22 protein-coding genes are annotated in these 22,069 nt (G+C 43.2%); 13 read left to right on the forward strand and 9 right to left on the reverse strand.

The genetic code is table 11. The features are described from left to right. From OEU88_RS09700 to flbT, 3 genes are all read right to left on the reverse strand, one after another. The coding region (locus OEU88_RS09700) for a flagellin (RefSeq protein WP_262694967.1) at positions 1–812 on the reverse strand (812 nt) is incomplete at its 3' end. A gap of 343 nt (positions 813–1,155) precedes the next feature. Beyond that, positions 1,156–1,626, reverse strand: coding sequence for a flagellar biosynthesis regulator FlaF (gene flaF, locus OEU88_RS09705; RefSeq protein ID WP_262694968.1), 471 nt, complete (start codon positions 1,624–1,626; stop codon positions 1,156–1,158). Positions 1,627–1,645: 19 nt separating this feature from the next. Further along, positions 1,646–2,044 carry a flagellar biosynthesis repressor FlbT gene (flbT, locus tag OEU88_RS09710; protein ID WP_262694969.1) on the reverse strand — a complete coding sequence of 133 codons (399 nt, stop codon included), beginning with the start codon at positions 2,042–2,044 and terminating at the stop codon, positions 1,646–1,648. A gap of 266 nt (positions 2,045–2,310) precedes the next feature. Between flbT and OEU88_RS09715 the strand changes: the two genes are divergently transcribed. From OEU88_RS09715 to pseC, 10 genes are all read left to right on the forward strand, one after another. Then, entirely contained in the window at positions 2,311–4,035 is a 1,725-nt protein-coding gene (locus OEU88_RS09715; protein WP_262694970.1) for a tetratricopeptide repeat protein, read from the forward strand. A gap of 10 nt (positions 4,036–4,045) precedes the next feature. Continuing rightward, positions 4,046–4,915 carry an N-acetylneuraminate synthase family protein gene (locus OEU88_RS09720; RefSeq protein ID WP_394805259.1) on the forward strand — a complete coding sequence of 290 codons (870 nt, stop codon included), beginning with the start codon at positions 4,046–4,048 and terminating at the stop codon, positions 4,913–4,915. Then, positions 4,900–6,654, forward strand: coding sequence for a cytidylyltransferase domain-containing protein (locus OEU88_RS09725; RefSeq protein ID WP_262694972.1), 1,755 nt, complete (start codon positions 4,900–4,902; stop codon positions 6,652–6,654). Before OEU88_RS09720 ends, OEU88_RS09725 begins: the two co-directional genes overlap by 16 nt. Next, positions 6,641–7,588 (forward strand): class I SAM-dependent methyltransferase, encoded by a 948-nt coding sequence (locus tag OEU88_RS09730; RefSeq protein WP_262694973.1) that lies wholly within the window; start codon positions 6,641–6,643, stop codon positions 7,586–7,588. The genes OEU88_RS09725 and OEU88_RS09730 overlap by 14 nt, the downstream gene beginning before the upstream one ends. Then, entirely contained in the window at positions 7,585–8,661 is a 1,077-nt protein-coding gene (locus OEU88_RS09735) for an FkbM family methyltransferase (RefSeq protein WP_262694974.1), read from the forward strand. The genes OEU88_RS09730 and OEU88_RS09735 overlap by 4 nt, the downstream gene beginning before the upstream one ends. Beyond that, on the forward strand, positions 8,658–9,890 hold the full coding sequence (locus tag OEU88_RS09740; protein WP_262694975.1) for an ATP-grasp domain-containing protein: 1,233 nt from the start codon (positions 8,658–8,660) through the stop codon (positions 9,888–9,890). The genes OEU88_RS09735 and OEU88_RS09740 overlap by 4 nt, the downstream gene beginning before the upstream one ends. After that, positions 9,890–11,008, forward strand: coding sequence for a Gfo/Idh/MocA family protein (locus OEU88_RS09745; RefSeq protein WP_262694976.1), 1,119 nt, complete (start codon positions 9,890–9,892; stop codon positions 11,006–11,008). Before OEU88_RS09740 ends, OEU88_RS09745 begins: the two co-directional genes overlap by 1 nt. Positions 11,009–11,067: 59 nt before the next feature. Then, positions 11,068–13,092 carry a hypothetical protein gene (locus tag OEU88_RS09750; RefSeq protein ID WP_262694977.1) on the forward strand — a complete coding sequence of 675 codons (2,025 nt, stop codon included), beginning with the start codon at positions 11,068–11,070 and terminating at the stop codon, positions 13,090–13,092. 68 nt (positions 13,093–13,160) lie between these two features. Continuing rightward, entirely contained in the window at positions 13,161–14,198 is a 1,038-nt protein-coding gene (gene pseB, locus OEU88_RS09755; protein WP_262694978.1) for a UDP-N-acetylglucosamine 4,6-dehydratase (inverting), read from the forward strand. Positions 14,199–14,201: 3 nt separating this feature from the next. After that, positions 14,202–15,395: a UDP-4-amino-4,6-dideoxy-N-acetyl-beta-L-altrosamine transaminase gene (gene pseC / locus OEU88_RS09760; protein ID WP_262694979.1), complete on the forward strand. Its 1,194-nt coding sequence runs from the start codon at positions 14,202–14,204 to the stop codon at positions 15,393–15,395. Between the two features lie 119 nt (positions 15,396–15,514). Here pseC and OEU88_RS09765 read toward each other — a convergent pair whose 3' ends face one another. Beyond that, entirely contained in the window at positions 15,515–16,345 is an 831-nt protein-coding gene (locus tag OEU88_RS09765) for a flagellin (protein ID WP_262694980.1), read from the reverse strand. Positions 16,346–16,722: 377 nt separating this feature from the next. On the opposite strand from OEU88_RS09765, the gene OEU88_RS09770 reads away from it, so the two are divergent. Further along, positions 16,723–16,899, forward strand: a complete 177-nt coding sequence (locus OEU88_RS09770; protein ID WP_262694981.1) for a hypothetical protein — start codon at positions 16,723–16,725, stop codon at positions 16,897–16,899. 35 nt (positions 16,900–16,934) lie between these two features. On the opposite strand, the gene OEU88_RS09775 is transcribed toward OEU88_RS09770, so the two are convergent. From OEU88_RS09775 to OEU88_RS09785, 3 genes are read right to left on the reverse strand one after another with little or no spacing between them, the layout of a single operon-like run. Next, positions 16,935–17,417, reverse strand: a complete 483-nt coding sequence (locus OEU88_RS09775; RefSeq protein WP_262694982.1) for a hypothetical protein — start codon at positions 17,415–17,417, stop codon at positions 16,935–16,937. A 1-nt stretch (position 17,418) separates the two neighbouring features. Then, on the reverse strand, positions 17,419–17,748 hold the full coding sequence (locus OEU88_RS09780) for a rod-binding protein (protein ID WP_262694983.1): 330 nt from the start codon (positions 17,746–17,748) through the stop codon (positions 17,419–17,421). Further along, positions 17,748–18,875 (reverse strand): flagellar basal body P-ring protein FlgI, encoded by a 1,128-nt coding sequence (locus OEU88_RS09785; protein WP_262694984.1) that lies wholly within the window; start codon positions 18,873–18,875, stop codon positions 17,748–17,750. The genes OEU88_RS09780 and OEU88_RS09785 overlap by 1 nt, the downstream gene beginning before the upstream one ends. Positions 18,876–19,094: 219 nt before the next feature. Between OEU88_RS09785 and OEU88_RS09790 the strand changes: the two genes are divergently transcribed. After that, a complete protein-coding gene (locus tag OEU88_RS09790; protein ID WP_262694985.1) occupies positions 19,095–19,526 on the forward strand; it encodes a flagellar assembly protein FliX in 432 nt (143 codons plus the stop codon). Between the two features lie 155 nt (positions 19,527–19,681). Further along, entirely contained in the window at positions 19,682–20,113 is a 432-nt protein-coding gene (dksA, locus tag OEU88_RS09795) for an RNA polymerase-binding protein DksA (RefSeq protein ID WP_262694986.1), read from the forward strand. Positions 20,114–20,241: 128 nt separating this feature from the next. On the opposite strand, the gene OEU88_RS09800 is transcribed toward dksA, so the two are convergent. Continuing rightward, complete coding sequence (locus OEU88_RS09800; protein ID WP_262694987.1) at positions 20,242–21,051, reverse strand: flagellar basal body L-ring protein FlgH; 810 nt, start codon at positions 21,049–21,051, stop codon at positions 20,242–20,244. Between the two features lie 35 nt (positions 21,052–21,086). After that, a complete protein-coding gene (flgA, locus tag OEU88_RS09805; protein WP_262694988.1) occupies positions 21,087–22,061 on the reverse strand; it encodes a flagellar basal body P-ring formation chaperone FlgA in 975 nt (324 codons plus the stop codon). Positions 22,062–22,069 lie beyond the last annotated feature (8 nt).

Here is a 22,069-nt window from a genome sequence, read left to right on the forward strand (position 1 = left end):
AGAACTGCCGATGGTGCCTGGTTTGCAATCGACAAGGCTTGTAGGCCAAGCTGTTGTCGTACCTGCAACGACTGCAGATCTGCACTTGCTTGTGCAAGGTCGGCGTCTACAAGGTTACCAATACCAACTTCGATTGAGTCAGACAGTTGCGTTACAAACGTTTGCTGTAGCTCAAGTCGGTTTGAACCTGAACCCAATGCAGACAGTGAGGTGTTAACGTTTGCAATTGACGCATCAATCGCCGTTACCGCTGCTGCAGCTTCTGTTTGTGTGTTAATGTCCTGAGTAGCAGTAATTGTTACGTTACCGCCACCAAGTGACAGATCTTGCGCACCGACTGTAATGGTGTTTGTACCACTATCATTGGTAATCGCTACAATCGCATCACCACCAGTGTTCACAACGTTAGTGCCGTTAAATTCGGCGTTCTGAACGATTGAAGTAATTTGATCACGCAGCTGCGTAAAATCATTGTTGAGTGCATTACGGCTGGCAGTATCAAGACCGGAATCTGATGCAGCAACTGCATTTTGGCGCAGTTCGATCAATAGATCAGATACAGCTTCACCGGCGGCAAGAGCAACATCAATAGTTGACTGAGCACGATCAAGTGAGGAGCTAACCGCATTTAGACCAGCAACTTCACTACGCAGTGTTTGCGCAATTGCGAATGTTGCAGCATCATCTGCAGCAGATGCAACACGAAGACCAGTGTTAATCTGAGTCTGAATAGTGCTTAATTGTGAGTTAGTGTTGTTTAGGTTTTGCAGCGCGAGGAACGCACCTGCATTGGTGTTTACTGAAAACGCCATTATGTATCTCCATTCTGAGAGTTGTATGAGCCTTTTGCTCTAGAAGCTTTTTGCTTCCGAACAGACATACGCAGACAGTGTGCCAATTTTTCTTACCGCCACAAAAAATAGATAACTATCTGTTTTTATTGAATTAAATAAAATTTAAAGCTTTTACATTCAAATTTTGATACGGCAAAAAATACCGAGTAGGAAAATTTTGCAGTAAATTGCCGGGAAAAATGTGCCTAACGGGAATAATTTGCCTATGGCGAGGCATGCATACAAAGGTATTGGTTACATTACATGTGTGTAATGTACTTATATAAGGATATTAAAGTCAGTACTTTGAAAGCGTGAAGGGTTATAGAACTGCGTTAATTGCAGTATTAATGTTTGTTTGATTGTTTGACCGAGAGTTTTCTTGCCCTCTAGTATCGGCTGCGGTTTCAGGCTGTGATGCATTTGATGAATTAGCTTGAAGTTTTGCTTGGTCGGCAAGTCCGTCCATAATCATTTTATTTACGTCAATAAGGGCTTCAACTTTTCCCTGGCCGCGCATTACAAGTGAGGTGTGTTTGGAAGCCCATATAGACAAAGATATTATACTGGCGCGCAGATCATCAGGCAGGCCGTTACCTTTTGCGCCGCAGTCACTGGAGAAAACTGACCACATACGCCTGTTCCAGTCCAAGGCTTCTATGGTGCGCTTGTCGGTGCACTCCAAGTCTTTTACGCTCATCAATGCGTTTGTAACCTGCGCAAAGAGTCTATACTCAATTTGACTTGATGTTTCCGTAGTTGTTTGGGCTTTCTTGTATGCTTGATAAGACATCAAATTTCCCGCGTTTCAGTTATCCAGTTTCGCCCCCAATACGGCTTGTTTCGAAATCAATTATCTTCTTACAGGTCATCAGTGCCTTATAATAATTTTTGTCCATCACATCTCGACTGATTTTTACACAGTCATTGATTGCATCCGGATTACTTATCGCACTCATAAACTCAGTCATGCGCAAAACAAATTCATCATAGTATTTGTTGTTATTTGCTTGATCCATGTACATCAACATAATCGGAAAATAGATCCGCTTAGCTGGTGAGTTAACGTTTTCTTCCTGTAAAATGTCCTTTTCTCGAAGAATAGAAGCCTTATTGTGAACAATTAAAGTCGCTCGTCTGTCAGCGTTTGCAATTACTGCGCCATTTATCACCAGTTTTTCGTCTGGCTTTAAAGAAAGTTTCAATGCCATTCCGGCCTCCCAATTTTTCTGGTTGCTAGTACCAATTTGCCTACCAGTGGTAATTTACAGCACAAGCTTGCGCAAATTACTATCGTTGAATGCGTTTTTCTATTTGCATAACAAGCGTTATCGCAGGTTTCATGCCAATAAGGTAGTTGGCACTCACTTTGCAATGACAAGGATATAGTTTGACTATTATGTTAAATGAACATGATGAAACACGTTAACAATGTATGACGTAAGCTCTTGTGGAGATGATTTTGTCAGCAGCAAGAATGAAAAATGGACAAGTTAGTACTGCTGCTATGCGTAGTAAGCAGGAAAAAGTCACGTTCAGAAAAACCAACACATCAATAAAAGACGTAAGACGTGCAATAAAACTTGGGCATAAACATGCGAGCGACGAAGAATGGGCTGAAGCAGTAAAGCATCTGGTTATTGCTTGGGATGCAATGCCTGATGATATTTCTATACTGACGCTACTTGCACATTCGCTCGTTCAGCTAGGTGTTAGAGATCATGCTCTCGCCGTTCTTGAGCGGGCGTTGAGAGTAAATGAACCTACCGTTGAATTAATAGACGTCATTCAACGCTTGGCATTGGACATGGGTTTTTTCGATATTGCGATTAAACTATGCGCTCAACTTATTCAAATGGCACCACGTGTACCGGGGTACTATGTACAAATGGCCACAGCATATAGTAGTTTGGGTCGGTATGATGAAAGCATCAATATGCTACAGGCAGCTATTCCATTGTTTCCGGAAAGCGCTGATCTCTGGAATGTTTTGGCCACTCAGGTTCGTGAACGTGATGGATTGGATGCTGCGGATGTATTCTTTGAAGAGGCACTGCGTCTTGATCCAAATAACTATAAGGTTATCAACAACTATTCCATATCATTCACGCGGCGTAATCAATTCGACAAAGCGCTTGAGTTAGCTTTAAGAGCAACTGAACACAATAAAGACCTCCCTGATCCTCATATCGGTGCTGCGCTTTTGCTTTTCATGAAAGGTGAGATGCAGGAAGCATGGAAGCATTATGCATACCGTCAGGATGTACGCCGAAGAGCAAACCAATCACAGATATATACGCACAAACTTGACCAGTGGCAGGGGGAGCCTCTTAAAGATAAGACGATATTTGTTACTGCAGAGCAGGGAATTGGCGATGAAGTTATGTGGGGAAGTTATCTGCCACATATATATAAAGAAGCAAAAAAGTTAATAATTGGGTGTGACCCAAGGCTTGTAAGTATTTATCAACGCCGTTTCCCAGACGCGATTGTCGCACGGTATGCTGATAAAATTATGTCTGGGTATCGTTACCGCAGTTTCCCTGATGTTGAATATAAAATGAAGAGCGGCGATTTGGATATTGATTACTATATCCCTGTGGCATCAATAGCCTCGTTTGCATGGCATACAAGTGATGATATTCGCCCACCTTCAGATGGATATTTGACTCCATGTCCACAATTGACTGAAACGTTTAAAGAAAAACTAGGTTCAATAAGTCATAAGCCTAAAATAGGTATTGCCTGGCGTAGTGGCCTTATGACGTCGTCCCGAAACTATCTATATGCGTCAATTGAAGCATTGGGGCCGATATTTGCATTGTCTGATAAAGTTGACTTTATAAACGTACAATACGGAGACGTTGCAAATGAATTGGCGTTGGCTGAAAAACTGCACGGTGTAAAAATTCATGATTTTCCCGATGTCGACCTGAAGGCAGACATCGAAGCCAACTTGGCTATTATGTCTGAATGCGACCTGGTTATTTCTTCATGCTCGGCGCCAGGTATGTTTGCCATGTCTGTTGGTACGCCAACTCTTCTTATGTCAGGCTCAACACCTTGGTGGCAGTTTGGTCATGATAACATTGTTCCGTTTGCTGCGGATGCTGAAATCATAACCAATACAGGCGACACTGACTGGGAAGATATCGTTCTGCGGTTAAGCGAACGCGTTAATCAACGATTAGCAAGTTTGTAGCGAGGTATTGATAGTGGCCAACAACCCCTTTTTTATATCAGAAGTTTCGAGCAACCACGCTCAGGATTTGAATCGTTGTATTGACTTTATCAACCGTTCTGCTGCTATCGGATGCGATGCGGTAAAGTTTCAGTTGTTTAAGTTAGATCAATTATTTGCTCCAGAAATTTTAGCAAAAAGCGCTGAGCATCGCTCCCGGCGTAGTTGGGAGCTTCCTGTTGAGTTTTTACCCGAACTCAGTGCTGCATCACATACGGCTGGTATCCAGTTTTCTTGTACGCCTTTTTACTTGGAAGCGGTTGAAGAACTGCTGCCATATGTGGATTTCTATAAGATTGCGTCTTATGAATTGCCTTGGGATGCTCTTATCGAAGCTTGCGCGAAAACAGGTAAGCCGCTCGTATTATCGACTGGTATGGCGACCCTTGATGAAGTTATTCATGCACGAGATGTTTTTGTCAGTGCAGGCGGTAAGAATTTAACGCTGCTGCACTGTGTGTCTGGATATCCAGTGAAACCGGCAGATTGTAACCTTGCAGCGATTGAAACTATTCGGGATGTAACATCATGTGCCGTTGGCTGGTCAGACCATTCTCGCGACGCCCGTGTGGTTAACCACGCGATTGATAAATGGAGCGCAAGCATGATTGAGTTCCATCTTGATTTAGACGAGCAGGGCGCTGAATACAAAACAGGTCATTGTTGGCTGCCTGATGAAATAGCGCCGGTTATTGCGTGGCAAACCGTGAAAGCAGAAGCGGATGGTATGGGAGTTAAAGCACCAACCAAGGCGGAAATTGATGACCGTCCATGGCGTGCTGACCCTTCTGATGGTTTGAGGCCTTTACGAGAGCTGAGGGCAACATGGCAAGCAAAGTAATCGCAATTATAGGCGCTCGATTAGGGTCTAGCAGGCTGCCTGGCAAACAACTGCTACCACTTGTTGGTAAACCATTAATTGCGCGCCTAGTTGACCGGTTGCAATCTGTTGCAGAAATTGAAGAAATTGTCATTGCCACAACTGCAAGCGATGAAAATATACCATTATGTGAATGGGCAAAAAGTTATGGTACCCATGTTTTTGCCTGGGGCGGCGATGAGGATGACCTTGTTGGCCGTGTAGATGCCGTTGTTAAAGAATATGATGCAACAACATTTGTATATGTATGCGGTGATTGTCCTATGGTTGAACCTTCAACTATTAGCGCGCTTCTTAGACAATCAATAAGTATGCCTTCTGATGGCATTGCAAAGTTAAAACCATCACATTCTGGTCTGCCTTTTATCCATGAAGGCTTCGATGTGTTTAATCTAAACTTTTGGCGGTCGATGGTTTCTGTCGCACATGAGCCATTTGAACGTGAGCATATTGGAGCGGTTTATCATCATTTAAATAAAGTGGAGCCGAGTGAGGTTGCTTACCTGACTGAAGATCAAGCCTATGCTGAGTTTCAGCACCGCCTTTCAGTTGATACGCCAGACGACTATGCCTTTATGACACGTGTATACAATGAATGGTACTGTGATCACGCAGATAATACGCTAGTGGATCTCAAGTGGCTTATTCATAAGTTAAAGTCTGAACCGGAGTTGGTGGCGATCAATGCTAACGTAAGACAAAAAACGGTTCATGATACAGCTCTTCGTGTTGCTATATTATGTGAGGCGGGACCACAATTGGGCTTGGGGCATCTTACGCGATCATGTGTCGTTGCATCAGCACTCAAAAATCAAATAAGTGCGGATGTAAATCTCTTCATAAAAGCCGATCCATTTTCTTTTAAAGAACTGGATTATGTGAAGCATAATTACGTTAGAAATTTCAGTAGTATACGTGATATTTATGATGTTGTTATTCTGGATTTAAAAGCAATAGATCACCATACAAATTCGTTGCTTGGAAAGCTCAATGATCAAACATTAATTGTTGGCGTTGATATTCAGGCTATGAATGCGGACTTATTTGACTTGGTATGGATGCCATCTGTTCATGTCCCTCAAAAGCTTATTAAGTCTGCAGGCACACGACTGCGTTATGGAATGTCGTGTTACCTTTTGCGTGATCCAAATCAAGTTTCCTGCCGCCCTGACATGATTAAAGAGAAGTCGGTCATCGTTTTAACTGGTGGTGCTGACCCGATTGGTTTGTCTCAAACATTACCTGAACAAATCAGAAATGTGCTGGCGGACGATACTAAAATTACTTGGGTACGTGGTCCGTATGCAAATGAACCAAATATTGATACAAACCGAGAAAATTTCGTTGTTCTAAACGCACCAGAGGGCTTGCACGGAATTATTAGTGAGCACACGTACAGCTTATGCGTTTACGGTGTCACCTTTTATGAATGTTTGCGCGCTGGTGTCCCTACTGTTGTTTTTGATCCGATAGGCGCTGCCACCAAGGAAGAATGGACGTTACTGAAAGAGCTGTTACCCGAGTTAGTGGCTGATGACATTGACGATGCTTTTGAGAAACTGAATAAGCTCAATGCCAATGGATATGATAGAGGTTTAAGCGAGATTGCTGAAAAACTGGCAGATGGTCCAAACAGCTTTGCCGACACGGTAAAAACATTTCACACTGAAAAACGGAAGCTTCAACATGCAACAGCGTGAATGGCACAGTCCGTTATATGGGGAGCATGTTGGCGCTGTCCTTGATCAACATGATGAAATTGAAATTGTGGCATGTAAAAATTGCGGATTTGCGCATGTTATACCAATACCTGCGGCTGAGGCAGTTGAAGCTTTCTATCAGGAAGATTTTTACCAGACAGAAAAGTCACGTTATTTGGAAGAAGCACGTGAGGACTTTGAATGGAAAGCTACAGAATTTAACCTTCGGGTGAAGATCGCGAATAGTTTGCTAGGTCGCGGCGCTGGTCGGGTACTTGATATTGGGTGCGGACCTGGTGATTTTCTGAAGGTAGCGCAAGATGCAGGCTGGGATGCTGTTGGTATAGAACCTTCACCGATCGCGGCTAAATATGCCAAAGAGCGCGGGCTTAATGTTATAAATGGGTTCTTTGACGCAGAAGCTTCAACAAAATTAGGGCAATTCGACTTTATCCATCTAAGCGAAGTTTTAGAACATATCGCAGAACCAATTAAACTTATTACTCTTGCAGAGAAGCTGTTGAATCCAGGCGGTGTACTTTGTGTGTCAGTTCCTAATGATTACAATGCTTTACAACTTGCCGCAGTACAAAATTCTGGAAAGAAAAAATGGTGGATCGTTCCTGACCATCACCTGAATTATTTTAATTTTGACAGTCTTGCTAGCACAATTGAGCAATGCGGCCTGACAGTTCGGCAACGATTAACAAATTTTCCTATGGAACTCTTTTTGCTCATGGGCCAAGATTACACAAAAGACCCCAAACTAGGTCGTGAATTGCATGGGTTACGCAAGAATTTGGATATTAACCTTGCGACGGTTGATGTTGACGTGATGCTTAAGTTTTATGAAAGCCTTGCTCAAGCAAATATGGGTCGTCTTGCAATTGTTTTTGCAACTAAACCTTATCCCATGAAAGGTGCTGAGTTATGAGTGCCTTTAACACAAGATTTGATAGATTCTCTTCGTTTTATTTATACGGTGCCACGCCTGCGGCAAGTGGTACAATAGAATTGTTGCAAGCAATTGATAAACAAATTCTCGGCTTTGTCGACAAAGACAGCACTAAGCAAAATACAGATTTTATGGGCTATAACGTTTATGCGCCCAGCGTGTTATCTGATGCAAAAAACAACGATACCGGTATTATCATTGTGTCAGCATATCAACTTGAAATTGCGGGTTATCTGCAACGGGTAGGTATAGATGCTCAACGTGTTTTTCCGCATTTGGATGGGATGTTTTTCCCTACATATACAGACAGTTATCTGAGTAATTCGACACTTGATGTGGTGGCTGAAAAGCTAGGTAATGATCAAGAAAAAGGTTATTTTTCTTCATGGAGGCATTTCAAAGAAACTGGCAACTTGTACGCATTGAAAGCGCTACCTGAAATGAAAAACCAGTATGAGCACGCAGCATGGTGGCAAACTATCGGGCAGGGTGGCTTGTGCGGAGATATTGGTGCTTATGATGGCGTGTCCTCTATTGAATTTGCAAAGACAGGAAGCTTTTCAAAAATAGTTGCGGTTGAGCCTTTTAGAGAAAATTTTAACTTGCTGAAAGCAACTATTAAAGAACATGGCTATCAAGACCTCATTGAGCCGCTCCAAATCGCAGCAGGTCAATCCCGCGAAACTATCTGGCAGGATACCGAGGATGCAAGCAGTCGTTCACGGTTGAACGCAAACAGCAACGTGTCGAGTGTGGATAAGGAACAAATAGAGGTTTTTCCTATTGATGCACTTGATATGCAAGGCTTAACAATGCTGAAAGTTGACATAGAAGGTTTTGAGTTAGCCTTCTTGGAAGGTGCGACTGAAACTATAAAAAAATATCGCCCGCATATTGCTATCAGTGCGTATCACGAAAAAACGCATTGTTGCCGTATATTTGAATTTTTTCAGCGTAATTTTGATGGATGGAGTTTGAATGTCGGGCACCATCCACAAGCGGTATATGAACTGGAATATTATATTTCATTTGATCAAGGTTCTGCATTATGAAACCGCGATTATTATTACTGGGCGGCGGCATAGAGCAGTTAAATGCATTGCGCATAGCCAAAGAACTCGGTGCTGATGTGGTTGTTTTTGATGGGCACGATACAGCAGCCTGCGAATTGGAGGCCACCGAATTTCATACGGTAAATATCAAGGATCATGAGGCCCTATTAGCAAAAGCTGAAAGTTCAAAGGTAAGTGCGGTTTTTGTACACGCCGCAGAATTGGCAATTGAGTGTGCATTGGTGGCAGAGCATTTGAAGCTACCGGGAATACCAGTGCATGTTGCGGAACTTGGCACCGATAAAAGCTTGAGATCAGCGTGTTTTCAAAAGGCAGGCATCCATATTCCCTCTTTTAGAAGTATTCCTGCAAATAGTTCCTATGAGGTTTGGCAGAAAATGGCCTCAGAAATAGGATTCCCGCTTGTTGCAAAACCAACAAAATTGGCAGGCGCACAAGGGGTCGAATACATTGCTGGTGAGCTGGAGCTTTCTGACTATTTTACCCGTTCAGCCTGTTTTGATAAACAAAGCTTTGTTGTTGAAGAATATATTGCAGGCGAGCAGTTAAGCACTGAAAGCGTATCTATTGATAGTAAAGTTATAAGTACCAGCACGGCAAAGCGTCACTACGATACGACGAAGGGCTTGTGGCCGTATCAAATAGAAGATGGACATTCCATGCCTTGGCAAGATGCACAGGGCATGCGTCCAGAAATTGAAAAAACAATTGAAGCTTGCCGAAAAGCCTTTGGATTGAAAACTGGGGTTCTTAAAGGTGATGTTGTTATAAAACCAAATGGAGATATTGTCGTTTTAGAAATGGCGGTCAGGACATCTGGTGGTCGGTTTTGCGACACAGTTGTGCCTCTCTGCTCGGGTATAAATATATTGTATCCACTGATGCAATATGCGCTGGGACAGTCTCCTGACATCAGTTTTCTAAAACCCAAGCATAATACAGGTGTCTCGCAAAGATTTGTCATATTGCCTGAAGGGACGCGATTGCGTCAGCATAAAATATTGCAGCATTTATTGCTTGATAAAGACATTATCAGTTCATGGTTTAGAGATGACTTGCATGACCTTGATGTTGTGCCTGCTATTCGTTCTCATCGTGATAGGTTAGGTTATGTGATATGTGTCAGTAAAGATCGTAAACTAGCAGACCGGCGGGCACTTGAGGTCGTTGATGAGATTGCAGCCGCATTATGCGAAGTGAGAGAATAATGAAGATACTGATAGTTGGTTCGGGGTCTTTTGTCTTTGATGATATGTATGGTCCGGGTGTTATTCTACGGTCTGTTGTTCAGTGGTGTCTTGACACACAGGATGATCATAAAAAGACGATTATATTAAGTTACCACTCTTCAGAAAAATTACCTGAAAAGAAAGCTAAAGCAGCAGAAATTCTGAATGAGTTTTCAGCATTGTCGCATGATATTGCAATAGAGTTTATCCCGAGTGCAGATATTGCCAGTGTTATCGAAAACGGCGATCTTGCTTCATGCTTTATTGCGGTTCCTGATCAGTTTCATGCTCTGTATACACGGCTGTGTATCGAAAATAATTGCCCTGTTTGGATAGTTAAACCACTTACCGGCAATTTAGTTGAAGCAAAAGAATTACAGGATTTATGCAAAGCTCGGAACGGGCGTGTATGGGTTGATTACCATAAACGTTTTGACACATCTAATGCCTTATTAAAAACTAAATTACAGGCAGATGAGTTGGGGCAGGCATTAGTCTACTCAGTTGATTATCATCAGCCATATATTCTTCCAACACAAGTGTTCGACTGGGCTAAAGATGTCGATGTTTTTTCGTATATTGGATGTCATTATGTCGATCAGGTTTTCTATTTATACCCAGATGCGGTTTTGAAATCCGTTTATACCAGTGGCGTCAAAGGCCAAGTCTTCGAAAAAACAGGGCAGTTTGATTGTGTGTTGGCAAATTTAACATTTCAACATGGTACACATACATTACATGTTCCTATGAATGTTGGATGGTCAAATCCCAAGGGGTCACCAACTAAAAGCCTACAAACTCTGAAAGTGCAGTGCGAAAACGGTATTGTTAATCTGGATCAAACACGTCGAGGTGTCCAAATTTGGCAGGATGACGGTGTTTCCGAAATTAACCCTTATTTCTTTTGCAAAATCAAAGATATATTTGGCCGTTACCGCTATGAAGGGTATGGGTTTGAGAGCGTTAAAACATTCTTGGATCTTGTTCGAACTGATGCGGTATGGGCGAGTAATCAGAGCCTGCCTACGTTAAATGAAGCAGTAAAGACCGAGCATGTTCTTGACGCCGTAAAGCAGTCTTTAATATCTAAAAGATAGTATTCAAATTGAGATAGTAAGTTTTCTTCATGTGTATTGTTACAATATGCATATGAAATATGAAAGAAACTGAATTGAATCAGCCCGTTGTCTATACGGTATTCCATCTTAATATGGCGTTTTCTTCTATAGAAGAGAGCGATAGACCTGATGTTATTAAACGCTGTTATTGGCCATTATTAGAGCTTGCTCGCTCAGGTTTTCGCATTGGTATTGAAGCAACGAGTTACACGCTGCGTACAATTCAAACTATTGATCCGTCATGGACAGCGTGCTTGCGACAATGCATTGAAGGCGATCAAATAGAGTTTGTTGGCAGCGGTTATGTTCAAATGATTGCACCTCTTGTTCCGTCAAACATAACCCGTAAGAATTTAGCTTTTGGCTTAATGGATTATCAGGAAATTCTTGGTATCGCCCCTGAGGTCTACTTATTTAACGAACAAGCTTATGCACCAGGCATATTACCATTTTATACCGAAATTGGTGCACGTGCCGTTATCATGGACAGCTCTGAAACCGCAAGCCGTAGCCCGCAGTGGAACAAAGAGTATTCTCGTAAACCTCAATATATAGAGGGCGCTAATGGAACTAAATTGCCGGTTATATGGTCAGATGCAATTTCATTTCAAAAGTTTCAGCGATACGCCCATAATGAAATTGATGCTGACGAATATTTTGAGTTTCTGAGTTTACAGCTTGGCAGAGGGGTTAGGGCCTTTCCCTTATACACCAGCGATGCAGAAGTATTTGATTATCGTCCCGGTCGTTTCAATTCGGAAGCAAATATTGGTGTTGTTCCCGAGTATGAGCGAGTTGGGTTGTTGTTCCAGGCACTAGCAAATAGTAAGCAGGTCGTGATTGGTACACCGTCTGATGCCTTGAATATGATCTCAACTGATGCAACTGCAATTAAACTTGAGACCGCTCAAGCACCGATACCAGTAAAAAAACAACGAAAGTATAATGTTTTAAGATGGGCTGTAACAGGACGTAATGATCTCGTATTAAATACTCATTGTTGGCGACTTAATGAAGCATTCATTGTTAACGGTGCAGATGATAAAGATTGGCGTACACTGTGCTTGCTGTGGTCGAGTGATTGGCGTACCCACATAACTGAAAAACGCTGGCAAAGCATACAAGCTATGCTCGAGCAAAACCAGGTTGTTGCTCCTGTTTCTGTTACAGATATTGCTTGTGATGAAGCGGATGTTCCTGCCGGTGTAACTGTCAGGCGGGAAGGACGTTTCCTTGTCATTGAGGCAGGAAGCTTCCATTTAGCTTTAAATTGCGGACGTGGTTTGGCTATTCAATCATTTGGTTTTGGCGCCTACCAACCGGCAAGCGCGGGCGCACCTGCAAAAAATGGGTTGGTAGGAACACTTGCACACGGATTTTATGATGATATTGCATATGGGGCAGATTTTTATAGTGGTCATTATGTTTGTGAACCAGCAGCACAGGCAAAATCAACGGACTTAGTATCGTGTGAACCAGAGATTTCTTTTGATAAAAATAATCATATAATGATTGTGGGACAAGTGGCCGACATAACTAAAACGCTTGTGATAGATACCCGTAATCCACATATAACCGTTAATTATAGCGCTAATGTTCTGCCACAAAACCATGGAACATTTCGTTGTGGCCACATTAAATTGAACCCGCGAGCCTTTAATCGAGAAACACTTTACTATTCGAGTAAAAATGGTGGAGAGCAGCATGAGAGACATAGCTTATTTGCAAACGGGCATTTGATTGAAGTTGACCACGGTGTACCTGTGTCGCGCCTTGTTTCGGCTACGAACGGCCTTGGTATGACTTCAGGTGTCTTAGAGATTGGGGACGATACACATTTTATAAAGCTAGCGATGAAACGCTCTCATGCAGCAAGTGTTGGCCTGGTTACGGCACAAACAGTTGCAGAAAGCTTTTTTGTGCGTGCATGCCTAACACTTGCCGAAACAGACGACACGTACAGAGACAAGACGTTGTCAGGGTTGACAGCTGTCGAACTCCCGATTGTCGAGTATTCGATTACCTTAGGTAAGCAAGGTAGCCAAGCAGGTAGTGAAGAATAACTTTCGCTATCTCTTTGGAAGTGATAACATTTTCTGCATGTACTCAGTGAAATGAGGTAGGGGAAATTATGGTTCAAGTGAATTTTACCGGCGCTGGAGTTGACCTAACGGATAAATCGGTTTTGATAACCGGTGGTACAGGCTCGTTTGGCAAAAACATGCTTAAGCAATTACTTGCTAACCATAACCCTCGAAGAGTGAGTGTTTTTGCTCGTGGGGAATACAATCATTTTTTACTTCAAAACTCATTAACGCCTGAAGAACAAAAAAAGGTTCGTTTTTTTATTGGTGATGTGCGCGATATGGATCGTATGGTCATGGCTATGCGCGGCATTGATATCGTAATTCATGCTGCCGCACAGAAACAGGTACCTTTAGCTGAATATAATCCGTTTGAATGCATTAGAACGAACGTGATTGGTGCAGAAAATGTTGTGCAGTCTTCTATACAGGCTGGCGTTAGTAAAGTAATCGCGTTGTCAACAGATAAGGCCGTTAACCCGATTAACTTATACGGTGCGAGCAAACTTGCTTCAGATAAAATTTTTGTTGCTGCAAATGCGCTCGCTTCAGGCACAAATACACGTTTTTCGGTGGTGCGATACGGTAATGTTCTCGGTTCGCGCGGTAGTGTTATTCCATTTTTCAGAGACTTGATGAATAAAGGGGCAACCGAATTGCCTGTGACTGATGAACGAATGACACGGTTTTGGGTAACTTTGGATCAGGCTGTAGCTTTCACTATTAGTTGTATTGATATGATGCGCGGCGGTGAAATTTTTGTTCCTAAAATTCCATCAATGAAGATTACAGACCTGGTCACTGCATTGGCTCCTGATATGGCTATGAAAATGGTGGGTATCAGGCCTGGTGAAAAGCTTCATGAACTCATGATTACCGAACACAACGCACCAACAACGCTTGACTTGCCTGATCGTTATATCATTGAACCTGAATGGGATTTTTGGGAGCGCGCTCCGCATAAAGCAGACAAGTATCCTCTTGTGGCTGAAAATTTTGAATATACTAGCGATCAAAATGACACATGGATGACGGTTGAAAGTCTTCGGGAAACGTTAAAATCAATACCTGATCAAGGCGAATAGCCCGTGTCTGCTGATAAGTTTCTTCCCTATGGTCGGCATGCAATTGACGATGCTGACATTGAGGCCGTTGTTGATGTTTTAAAAAGTGGCATGCTGACATGTGGGCCGCAAGTTGAACGATTTGAGACTGCATTTGCTAGTTATATTGGCGCCAAGCATGCAGTTGTGTGTTCAAATGGTACCGCAGCATTACATATGGCTGCTATCGAATGCGGCCTTGGCCCCGGTGACACGGCAATTGTTCCAGCAATTACATTTCTGGCAACAGCAAACGCTGTACGAATGACGGGAGCTGACGTTTGTTTTGCTGATGTCTGCCCTGATAGTGGCTTGATGACAGCTGAAACATTTTCTGATGCACTTGATCGCAGTAATTCACCAGTTAAAGCAGTTTTACCTGTTCATATGAACGGACAATCTGGTGAGATTCAAAAAATAGCGGCTATCGCAAGAAAAAAAGATATCAGAATTATTACAGATTGCTGCCATGCACTTGGTTCTGAATACTTCGGTGGTGGACGGCCTGGTGATGGTCAATATGAAGAGTATGCAACATTTTCGCTTCATCCTGTTAAGTCGATTGCGATGGGGGAAGGTGGAGTTGTTACCACGAACGATGCTAAGGCAGCTCAACGATTACGTATGCTTCGTGGTCACGCGATGGAACGTAATCCGGAAAGCTGGCAAAATGGCAAACTAGCTTTTGCTGAAGATGGTAGCGGCAATCCATGGTATTATGAGATGGATAAGTTGGCATACAATTACCGTGCGACGGATATGCAGTGTGCTTTAGGACTTAGTCAGTTAAAGAAGCTTGATGATTTTATCAAAAAACGCCGCCAAATTGCAGATTGGTATGACGAAAAACTTAAGTCGCTGAGTAATCGCCTGCAGCCTATTGATAGGTCTGCTTATTCAAATTCTGCTTGGCATCTTTATGCGGTTTTGATTGATTTTGAATTATGTAATCGTGATCGCGGTGCTTTGATGCGGTACATGTTAGAGCAAGGCGTCGGTTCACAAGTGCACTATGTGCCAGTATCTAATCAGCCGTATTACAGGAAATTGTATGGTAAGCAGGATTTGCCGGGCACGCATCGTTACTACGATAGAGTTCTTAGTTTGCCTATTTTTCCTGATATGTCTGAAGCTGATGTAGAGAAAGTCGTTACTGTTCTTAGTGATGCGTTGAATTAAATTTAAATATATAAAATAGTATAGAGATCAATTTCTCGACGGTAGAAATTTGGCTATTGTGCTTGATGCACAAAAGCCAAATATTCCAAAACGTCATGAATAGTCTACTACAACTGCATTTAGTTGTTAAATAGCGCCAGAATAGACTGAGGTGATTGGTTGGCAATCGAGAGCGCTTGAATGCCGAGCTGTTGCTTAACTTGTAGCGCTTGTAAGTTGGCGCTTTCAACGGCAAGGTCTGCATCAACGAGGTTACCGATACCAATTTCGATAACATCAGAAAGCTGGCCAGCAAAGGTGCGGCTTTGTTCTAGTGATGTTGAGCCTGCACCCAAGCGAGTTAGCGCTGCATTGAGATTGTCGATAGAGTTGTTAACATCTGTTACCGCTGCAGCAGCAGTTGTTTGTGTTAAAATTTCCTGTGATGCAGTGATCGGAATATTTGCACTACCAAGTGTAAGGTCCTGGTGTTCAACTGTCAGCGTTTGTGTTGCGTCAGAGTTTGTGATTGCAACAATCGCGTCTGTTCCATTGTCAATGAGGTTACTTCCGTTAAACTCTGCATTGCTTGTAATTTGTGTGATTTGGTCTCTAAGGGCTACAAAATCCTGCGATAATGCGTTCCGGCTAGCTGTATCCAGACCCTGATCAGACGCTGCAACAGCGCGTTCTTTAAGGTCAAGTAAAAGGTCGGAGATCGCATTTGCCGCGGCGAGGGCAACATCAACTGTAGAAATACCACGATCAAGTGATTGCCCCACAGCTGAAAGGCCGCGGAGATCACCTCTAAGCGTTTGTGCGATAGAAAACACGGCAGCATTATCTTTTGCCGATGAAATTCGAAGGCCTGTATTAATACGTGTTTGTACATCCTGCAGGTCGCCGCTTGTTTGATTCAAGTTACGCAGTGCGTCGAGAGCACTGGCGTTTACATTAATTGAAAAGGCCATTTAACCTCTCCTGTTTCATGACGTTTATCCATAGACCGGTCATCCGGCTTGGTCATGTATCAGCAAAGGGCGTGCCAGTTTTTTATTTCTATTAAACCATTGAAAAATATAGAAAAAAAATAATAAATTTGCAAAGCCGGCAAATATTTCACATATTTACTGACAGCTTACAAAAGCAAAAGTGAATGATGTGCCGAGTGTTTTGAGAGTTAAGTGTGTACGAGGCATCAAGTGTAGAAATCAGATGGCTGTTAAACTCTTACTTGCTAAGCGTCGCAGGTTTTGATCTTGATGTTAGATCGCGTTTTTTATTAGCACTTGTACGGTGCTGACTTCCTGAAGCAGAGCCCGAAGGTATACCGGTAGCTGCGCCGGGCATGAAAACGCCAGAGCGTATATTACTGGCATTTGTTTGTGAATTTACACTCGTGCTTTCTGTTCTGCTAATAGTTTTTGCGGCTCTAATAAGCTCTGCTGAAAACAACCCTTTTATATCATTTGAAGATAATATGGTTGTTGCGCTGCCTGGTAAAGTTGGTTTGGTGGTAATGTGATGGATAACAGGATTATGCGGCTTTACCGGCTGCATCTATATAACCTGATTCAGGCTAAGTGACATGGGGCGTGCTGACCGAGGTATCTGATATGATGCTGTTTTCCCATATGCAAGAACAGGGCGATTTTGTTTTGCAACTTCATCCCCCACGCTTTTAATCAAACCTTCTGCAACAGATTTGAGCCTTAATACAATTCGCGCATGATCGCGTAGTATTTCACGTAAACGATCAGTCAGAAACTTGATATATTTACGTTCAGCTGAATCTTTTGAGCCTAATAAATGCTCATTAACCTGCAGTTGACTCATCGTGTTTTTATACTCAGCCATCAGCCGGCTTTTTTCACCGTGTAACTGTTGTGCTTCACGTGGTTTTCTCTCTTTTAGAAAAGAGGTTTCCCGGCGGATTAATTCGCTTAACGCCGTTGTAAGTTTAGCGAGTTTTGCGCAAGGGCCAGTCAAGCGTGATGCTACTGGTTTTAATTCTTCAGGTAGGGTAGCAGTTTGCTCTGGCATATTAACCTTCCTGTAACTTCAGAATTTCACGGTAAATGCTGTCAGCAATGCCGATGCCGCCATTTTTGGCGATGGATTTACCAACTTCGTCAACCATCATGTCACGGTACATGCCTTCAGCTTTGCCGCCGCCCATAATTCCATCTGTGGAAAGTGTATCGAACATAGGTTTCAGCATTTGGGATAGGAAAACCGCCTCAAAACTCTCAGCCGTTTCACGCGCTGCTTTGTTATCAAGGCCTCTGACGCTATCCAGCGTATTTGTTTTGCTGGCGTTGATCTGTGCCTGAATTAACTGGCCTTGGGCTGCTGTGATTGATGCAGTTTGCATTACATCACCTGAATTTCAGCTTGCATGGCGCCAGCAGCTTTTACTGCTTGCAAAATCGAAATCATATCACGTGGCCCAACACCTAGAGCGTTCAGTCCGTCAACCAGCTCCTGAAGTGTGACTGTTGGCTCAAGAACGGTAAGGCGTTTGTCACTGCCATCGTCAATTTCAATACCGGTGCGATTAACTACTTCTGTTTGGCCGCCTTGTGCAAAGGCACCAGGCTGAGAAACTTGGGGGGTTTCGCTAATGCTGATTGTCAAATTACCCTGCGCGATAGCAACCGAGGCAATGCGTACATCTGCGCCAATAACAATGATGCCTGTTCGCTCATCGATAATAACACGTGCACGTTGGTCAGGTGTTACTGATATTTGTTCAATGTTGGTCAGGATATCAACCATTGCCAATGGATAGCCTACTGGGCGTTCCAGTTGGATTGTCGCAGGATCAAGCGCACGGGCCATTGATGTATCAAGTGTTTGATTAATAGCTGCCGTGATACGTCGTGCAGTTGTAAGATCTGGGTTGTGGAGAGAAAGCTTCACGGCGTTCATATCCGAAAGCTCAAATGGCAGTTCGCGCTCAACGATGCCGCCGTTTGCAATGCGGCCATTGGTTGGAACACCTTGGACGATTGATGCAGCTTCACCTTGCGCGCTAAACCCGGCTACAGCGACAGCCCCTTGAGCAACAGCGTAAACTTCGCCGTCTGCACCAAGAAGTGGTGTGGCGATGAGTGTGCCGCCTTTGAGGTCTTCAGCATCGCCCATAGAACTGACGGATACATCAATGCGTGTACCTTGGCGTGAAAACGAGGGAAGATTAGCCGTTACCATAACAGCCGCTATGTTTTCAGGGCGCATCACCTGGTTTTTTGAATTAATTCCCAAGCGTTCCAACATTGCTGTCAGGCTTTGTTGTGTATAAGGCACATTCAGAAATGTGTCGCCTGTACCATTCAGACCGACAATAAGACCATAACCAATAAGTTGGTTTTCGCGAATGCCTTCAACTGAAACAATATCCTTAATGCGGGACGGTGTTGCATTAGCTGCTTGTTCAGCGCAAAGCATAGCCGAAACAAGGAAAGCGATCAGTCGTAATGTGTTATTAAAAACTGGCATTTATTCTCTTCCGCTTGTTAGTGGTGCAAACTTGCCTAAGTTAACTTTTCATGTGTGTAAAAAGCGAAAACTGTGCCAGTTTGTGTGAATTTGTTAATCATTTGAATTATATAGGTAATTTATAATTTGTTTATACAGGTGTAGGATTGAAGAGGAATTATTTTCCCTGTATTAATTGCAGGGCTTGCCCTTAGATACATGAGCGCATAGATTATTCTCATGAAGATTACCGGCCCTGGCCAAATTCAGTCTACATCGATCAAGAAGTCGGCAAAAAAACAAGTTGCCGGTAGCGATAGCTTTGCGCAAAGTATTGGCGGCGAAAAAACAGAGACGACCACAAATGTAAGTGGTTCCAATCGACTAACGCCGCTAAACACTCTACTTGCTTTACAGGAAGTTCCTGACAGTACTGATGGTCGTTCAAAAGGTTTATCCAGAGCAAATGACATGCTTGATCTTCTTGAGGAAGTGAGAAGAGGGATACTGCTTGGCTCTATTTCAACGGCAGGCCTTAAGAGTCTCGCTGATTTAGCACGCAATCATCGGCAGAATGATGCTTCAGAATTGAAATCTGACGAAAAATTGAATGACATATTGTTGGATATAGAGCTGCGTGCTGAGGTTGAATTGGCAAAATTAGGTCTTTAATTTCAAATACTTATTTCCGGTTTTTCTTGTGCAGAAATGTGTTCTTCTTCGCGTGTAATAATTCGCCTTGTTTCAGACAACAGATATCTTTATAAAACCCGCTACCTTCGGTAATTCCGAATGGTTTGGACAACAGTATTTGTTAGGGAGTGACTATGTCCACTACGGTAGCTGAGATTGATATTCCTTCTGATTATGTTCCGTCTTCTGAAGAAGAATTTATGAATCCGAAACAGCTTGCGTATTTCCGCAACAAGCTAATTGCCTGGAAAGATGATATTCAACGCGAGTCTGCTGAAACGTTGCAGAATTTGCAGGAAGATAATCTGCGCGAGCCGGATATTGCTGATCGTGCGTCATCTGAAACTGATTGGTCCGTTGAACTCCGCACACGCGATCGTCAACGTAAACTCGTTTCAAAAATCGATGCAGCTCTTCGTCGTATTGATGAGGGTGAATACGGTTATTGTGATGTAACCGGAGAGCCAATCAGTTTGCGTCGTTTGGATGCACGTCCAATTGCAACGATGACGATTGAGGCACAAGAAGCGCATGAACGCGCTGAAAAAGTTCACCGCGACGACTAACAGTTTTCCAAAAAAAGAGGCCGGGCCCATTTCTGGGTTACCGGCCACTGTAGCAAAATGCATACAGAATAAAAGTTTGGCTTATTTCAATAGTTCGTACTAGTCGTTAGTTAGCTCCTCCTTAGGTGTTAAAACGGGAATACGATGTCATACAACTGGGTCCCATAACGTGGTTGTTGGACATCGGTAATTTGACCTTTGCCGCCATAAGAAATTCTCGCTTCGGCAACTTGGGTATGTGAAATCGTATTGTTTGAAGATATATCTTCAGGTCTTACGATACCTGCTAGTAACAATTCGCGTTTTTCGAAGTTAACACGAACCTCTTGCCGGCCCTGGATAACCATATTGCCGTTTGGTAGTACTTCTGAAACGATAGCGGCAACAGTCATATTAATTGCTTCGCTTCGGTTAACTGATCCTGTTCCATTATAGGATGTTGTTGAGTCAGCACCTATAAGTGAACCAGGCGTAACATCGGGGCGCGTATCATTCGCACCTGTAACTGGTAGCCCTGTTGTCGGGTCAATTGCTGCTGAACCATGTAAGAAATTACGTAATCTCTGCTCAAAACCAAGGAAATTGGTTAACCCTGCGTTTTCTGCTGTTGTTCGTGCACGAGTTGTCGTGTTGCCGATTTGAGCGTTGTCAGATATCGCAATATTCACTGTTAGAATATCACCAACCCTTGCTGCACGTTGATCTTTAAAGAATGCACGTGCGCCAGTACGCCACAAAGAATTGGCCTGATGCCGTGTTGGTTCGTTCGTAGGCATAGGTAGGCTGATAGAACGCTGTGCAAGCGGCGCTTTAATGTCTTTTATAGGTGTCAGGTTTGGTTCTTTGCCGATGTCAGCAATACGCCCCGCGCTGCCACATGCCGCTAAACTAAAGAGAGCAGTAGCTGTAACCAGGTTTTTGGTAAGTGTGCTAAACATTATGTTTCTCCAATTCTTAGATGGGTGCACGGTATTCACTGAGGACCTAATGCGAGATTAGGGCCTGACACTATTTCCACTTGACCGGCTGTCATGACTTTTGCGTCTACGGTCAGGCGTGATTTTGAATTTAAGATACGGATGGTCTCCCCAATGCTGCCATTTTCAAGTGCTTGGCCGCTTGCGGTTAATATGATTGACCCGCTGCGAACAACCATAGTAACGGGAGCTCCCTTTTTAACGGCAACAGGTTCGATTACATCATTGGTATTAATCGGCTTTTCTGGGCGCACAGCACGTCTAACAGTCATTCCTACCAATTGTTTGTGAGAGAGAATGGCACGATTGTTGAGGCGGCTAGCCGGGTATTCAACCCAGGAGATATCACTCTTGGCAATGGTTTCGCCGGGCAGAATGCTTCGGTTGAAAACCGGGATATCGCGTACTTCCTCAATCACACCAGACATGCTTATTTTTTTGGGTACATTACCACCCGATGGCACAAGTAATACCGATGTAAAGCGATCGCGTTTGTCATTTAACGAAAACTGTTCAAAAGAGAGGTCTGCCATTGTTGCATCAATCGGTACAACAAGTCCGGTGTTTCTCCCAAACAACCTGATTTGACTATCCGGGTTGGCACCGTGAGAAATTGCCGTTTCGTGTACATAACTAACAAGGTCATCATTGCTTATTGATGATGAGAGTCTTGTTAGGCGAACACGTTTCAAATATTGCGGACGTTCCCAATCTAAATCATGGGTATCTGAAATACGCTGTAAGTCGTATGCAGAGATAGATTTTGATTTTCCTGGAGCAGGGGCCTCAAAAATAATCACATCTGATTTTTCGCCAGCATCGGTGAAAATATCACCGATGGATATTGTTTTTCCAGAAACGGTCAGGTCTTCTTTCAATTCAGCGGCCATCGCTGTTGGCGTTAAAAGTGTGCCAAGTGCTAAGCTGGTCGCTAATAACCACTTCTTACATGTATATGACGTTAAAATCATTGGTTATG

Origin of the sequence: Kordiimonas aquimaris (assembly GCF_025574485.1) — a bacterium.
GTDB lineage: Bacteria > Pseudomonadota > Alphaproteobacteria > Sphingomonadales > Kordiimonadaceae > Kordiimonas > Kordiimonas aquimaris.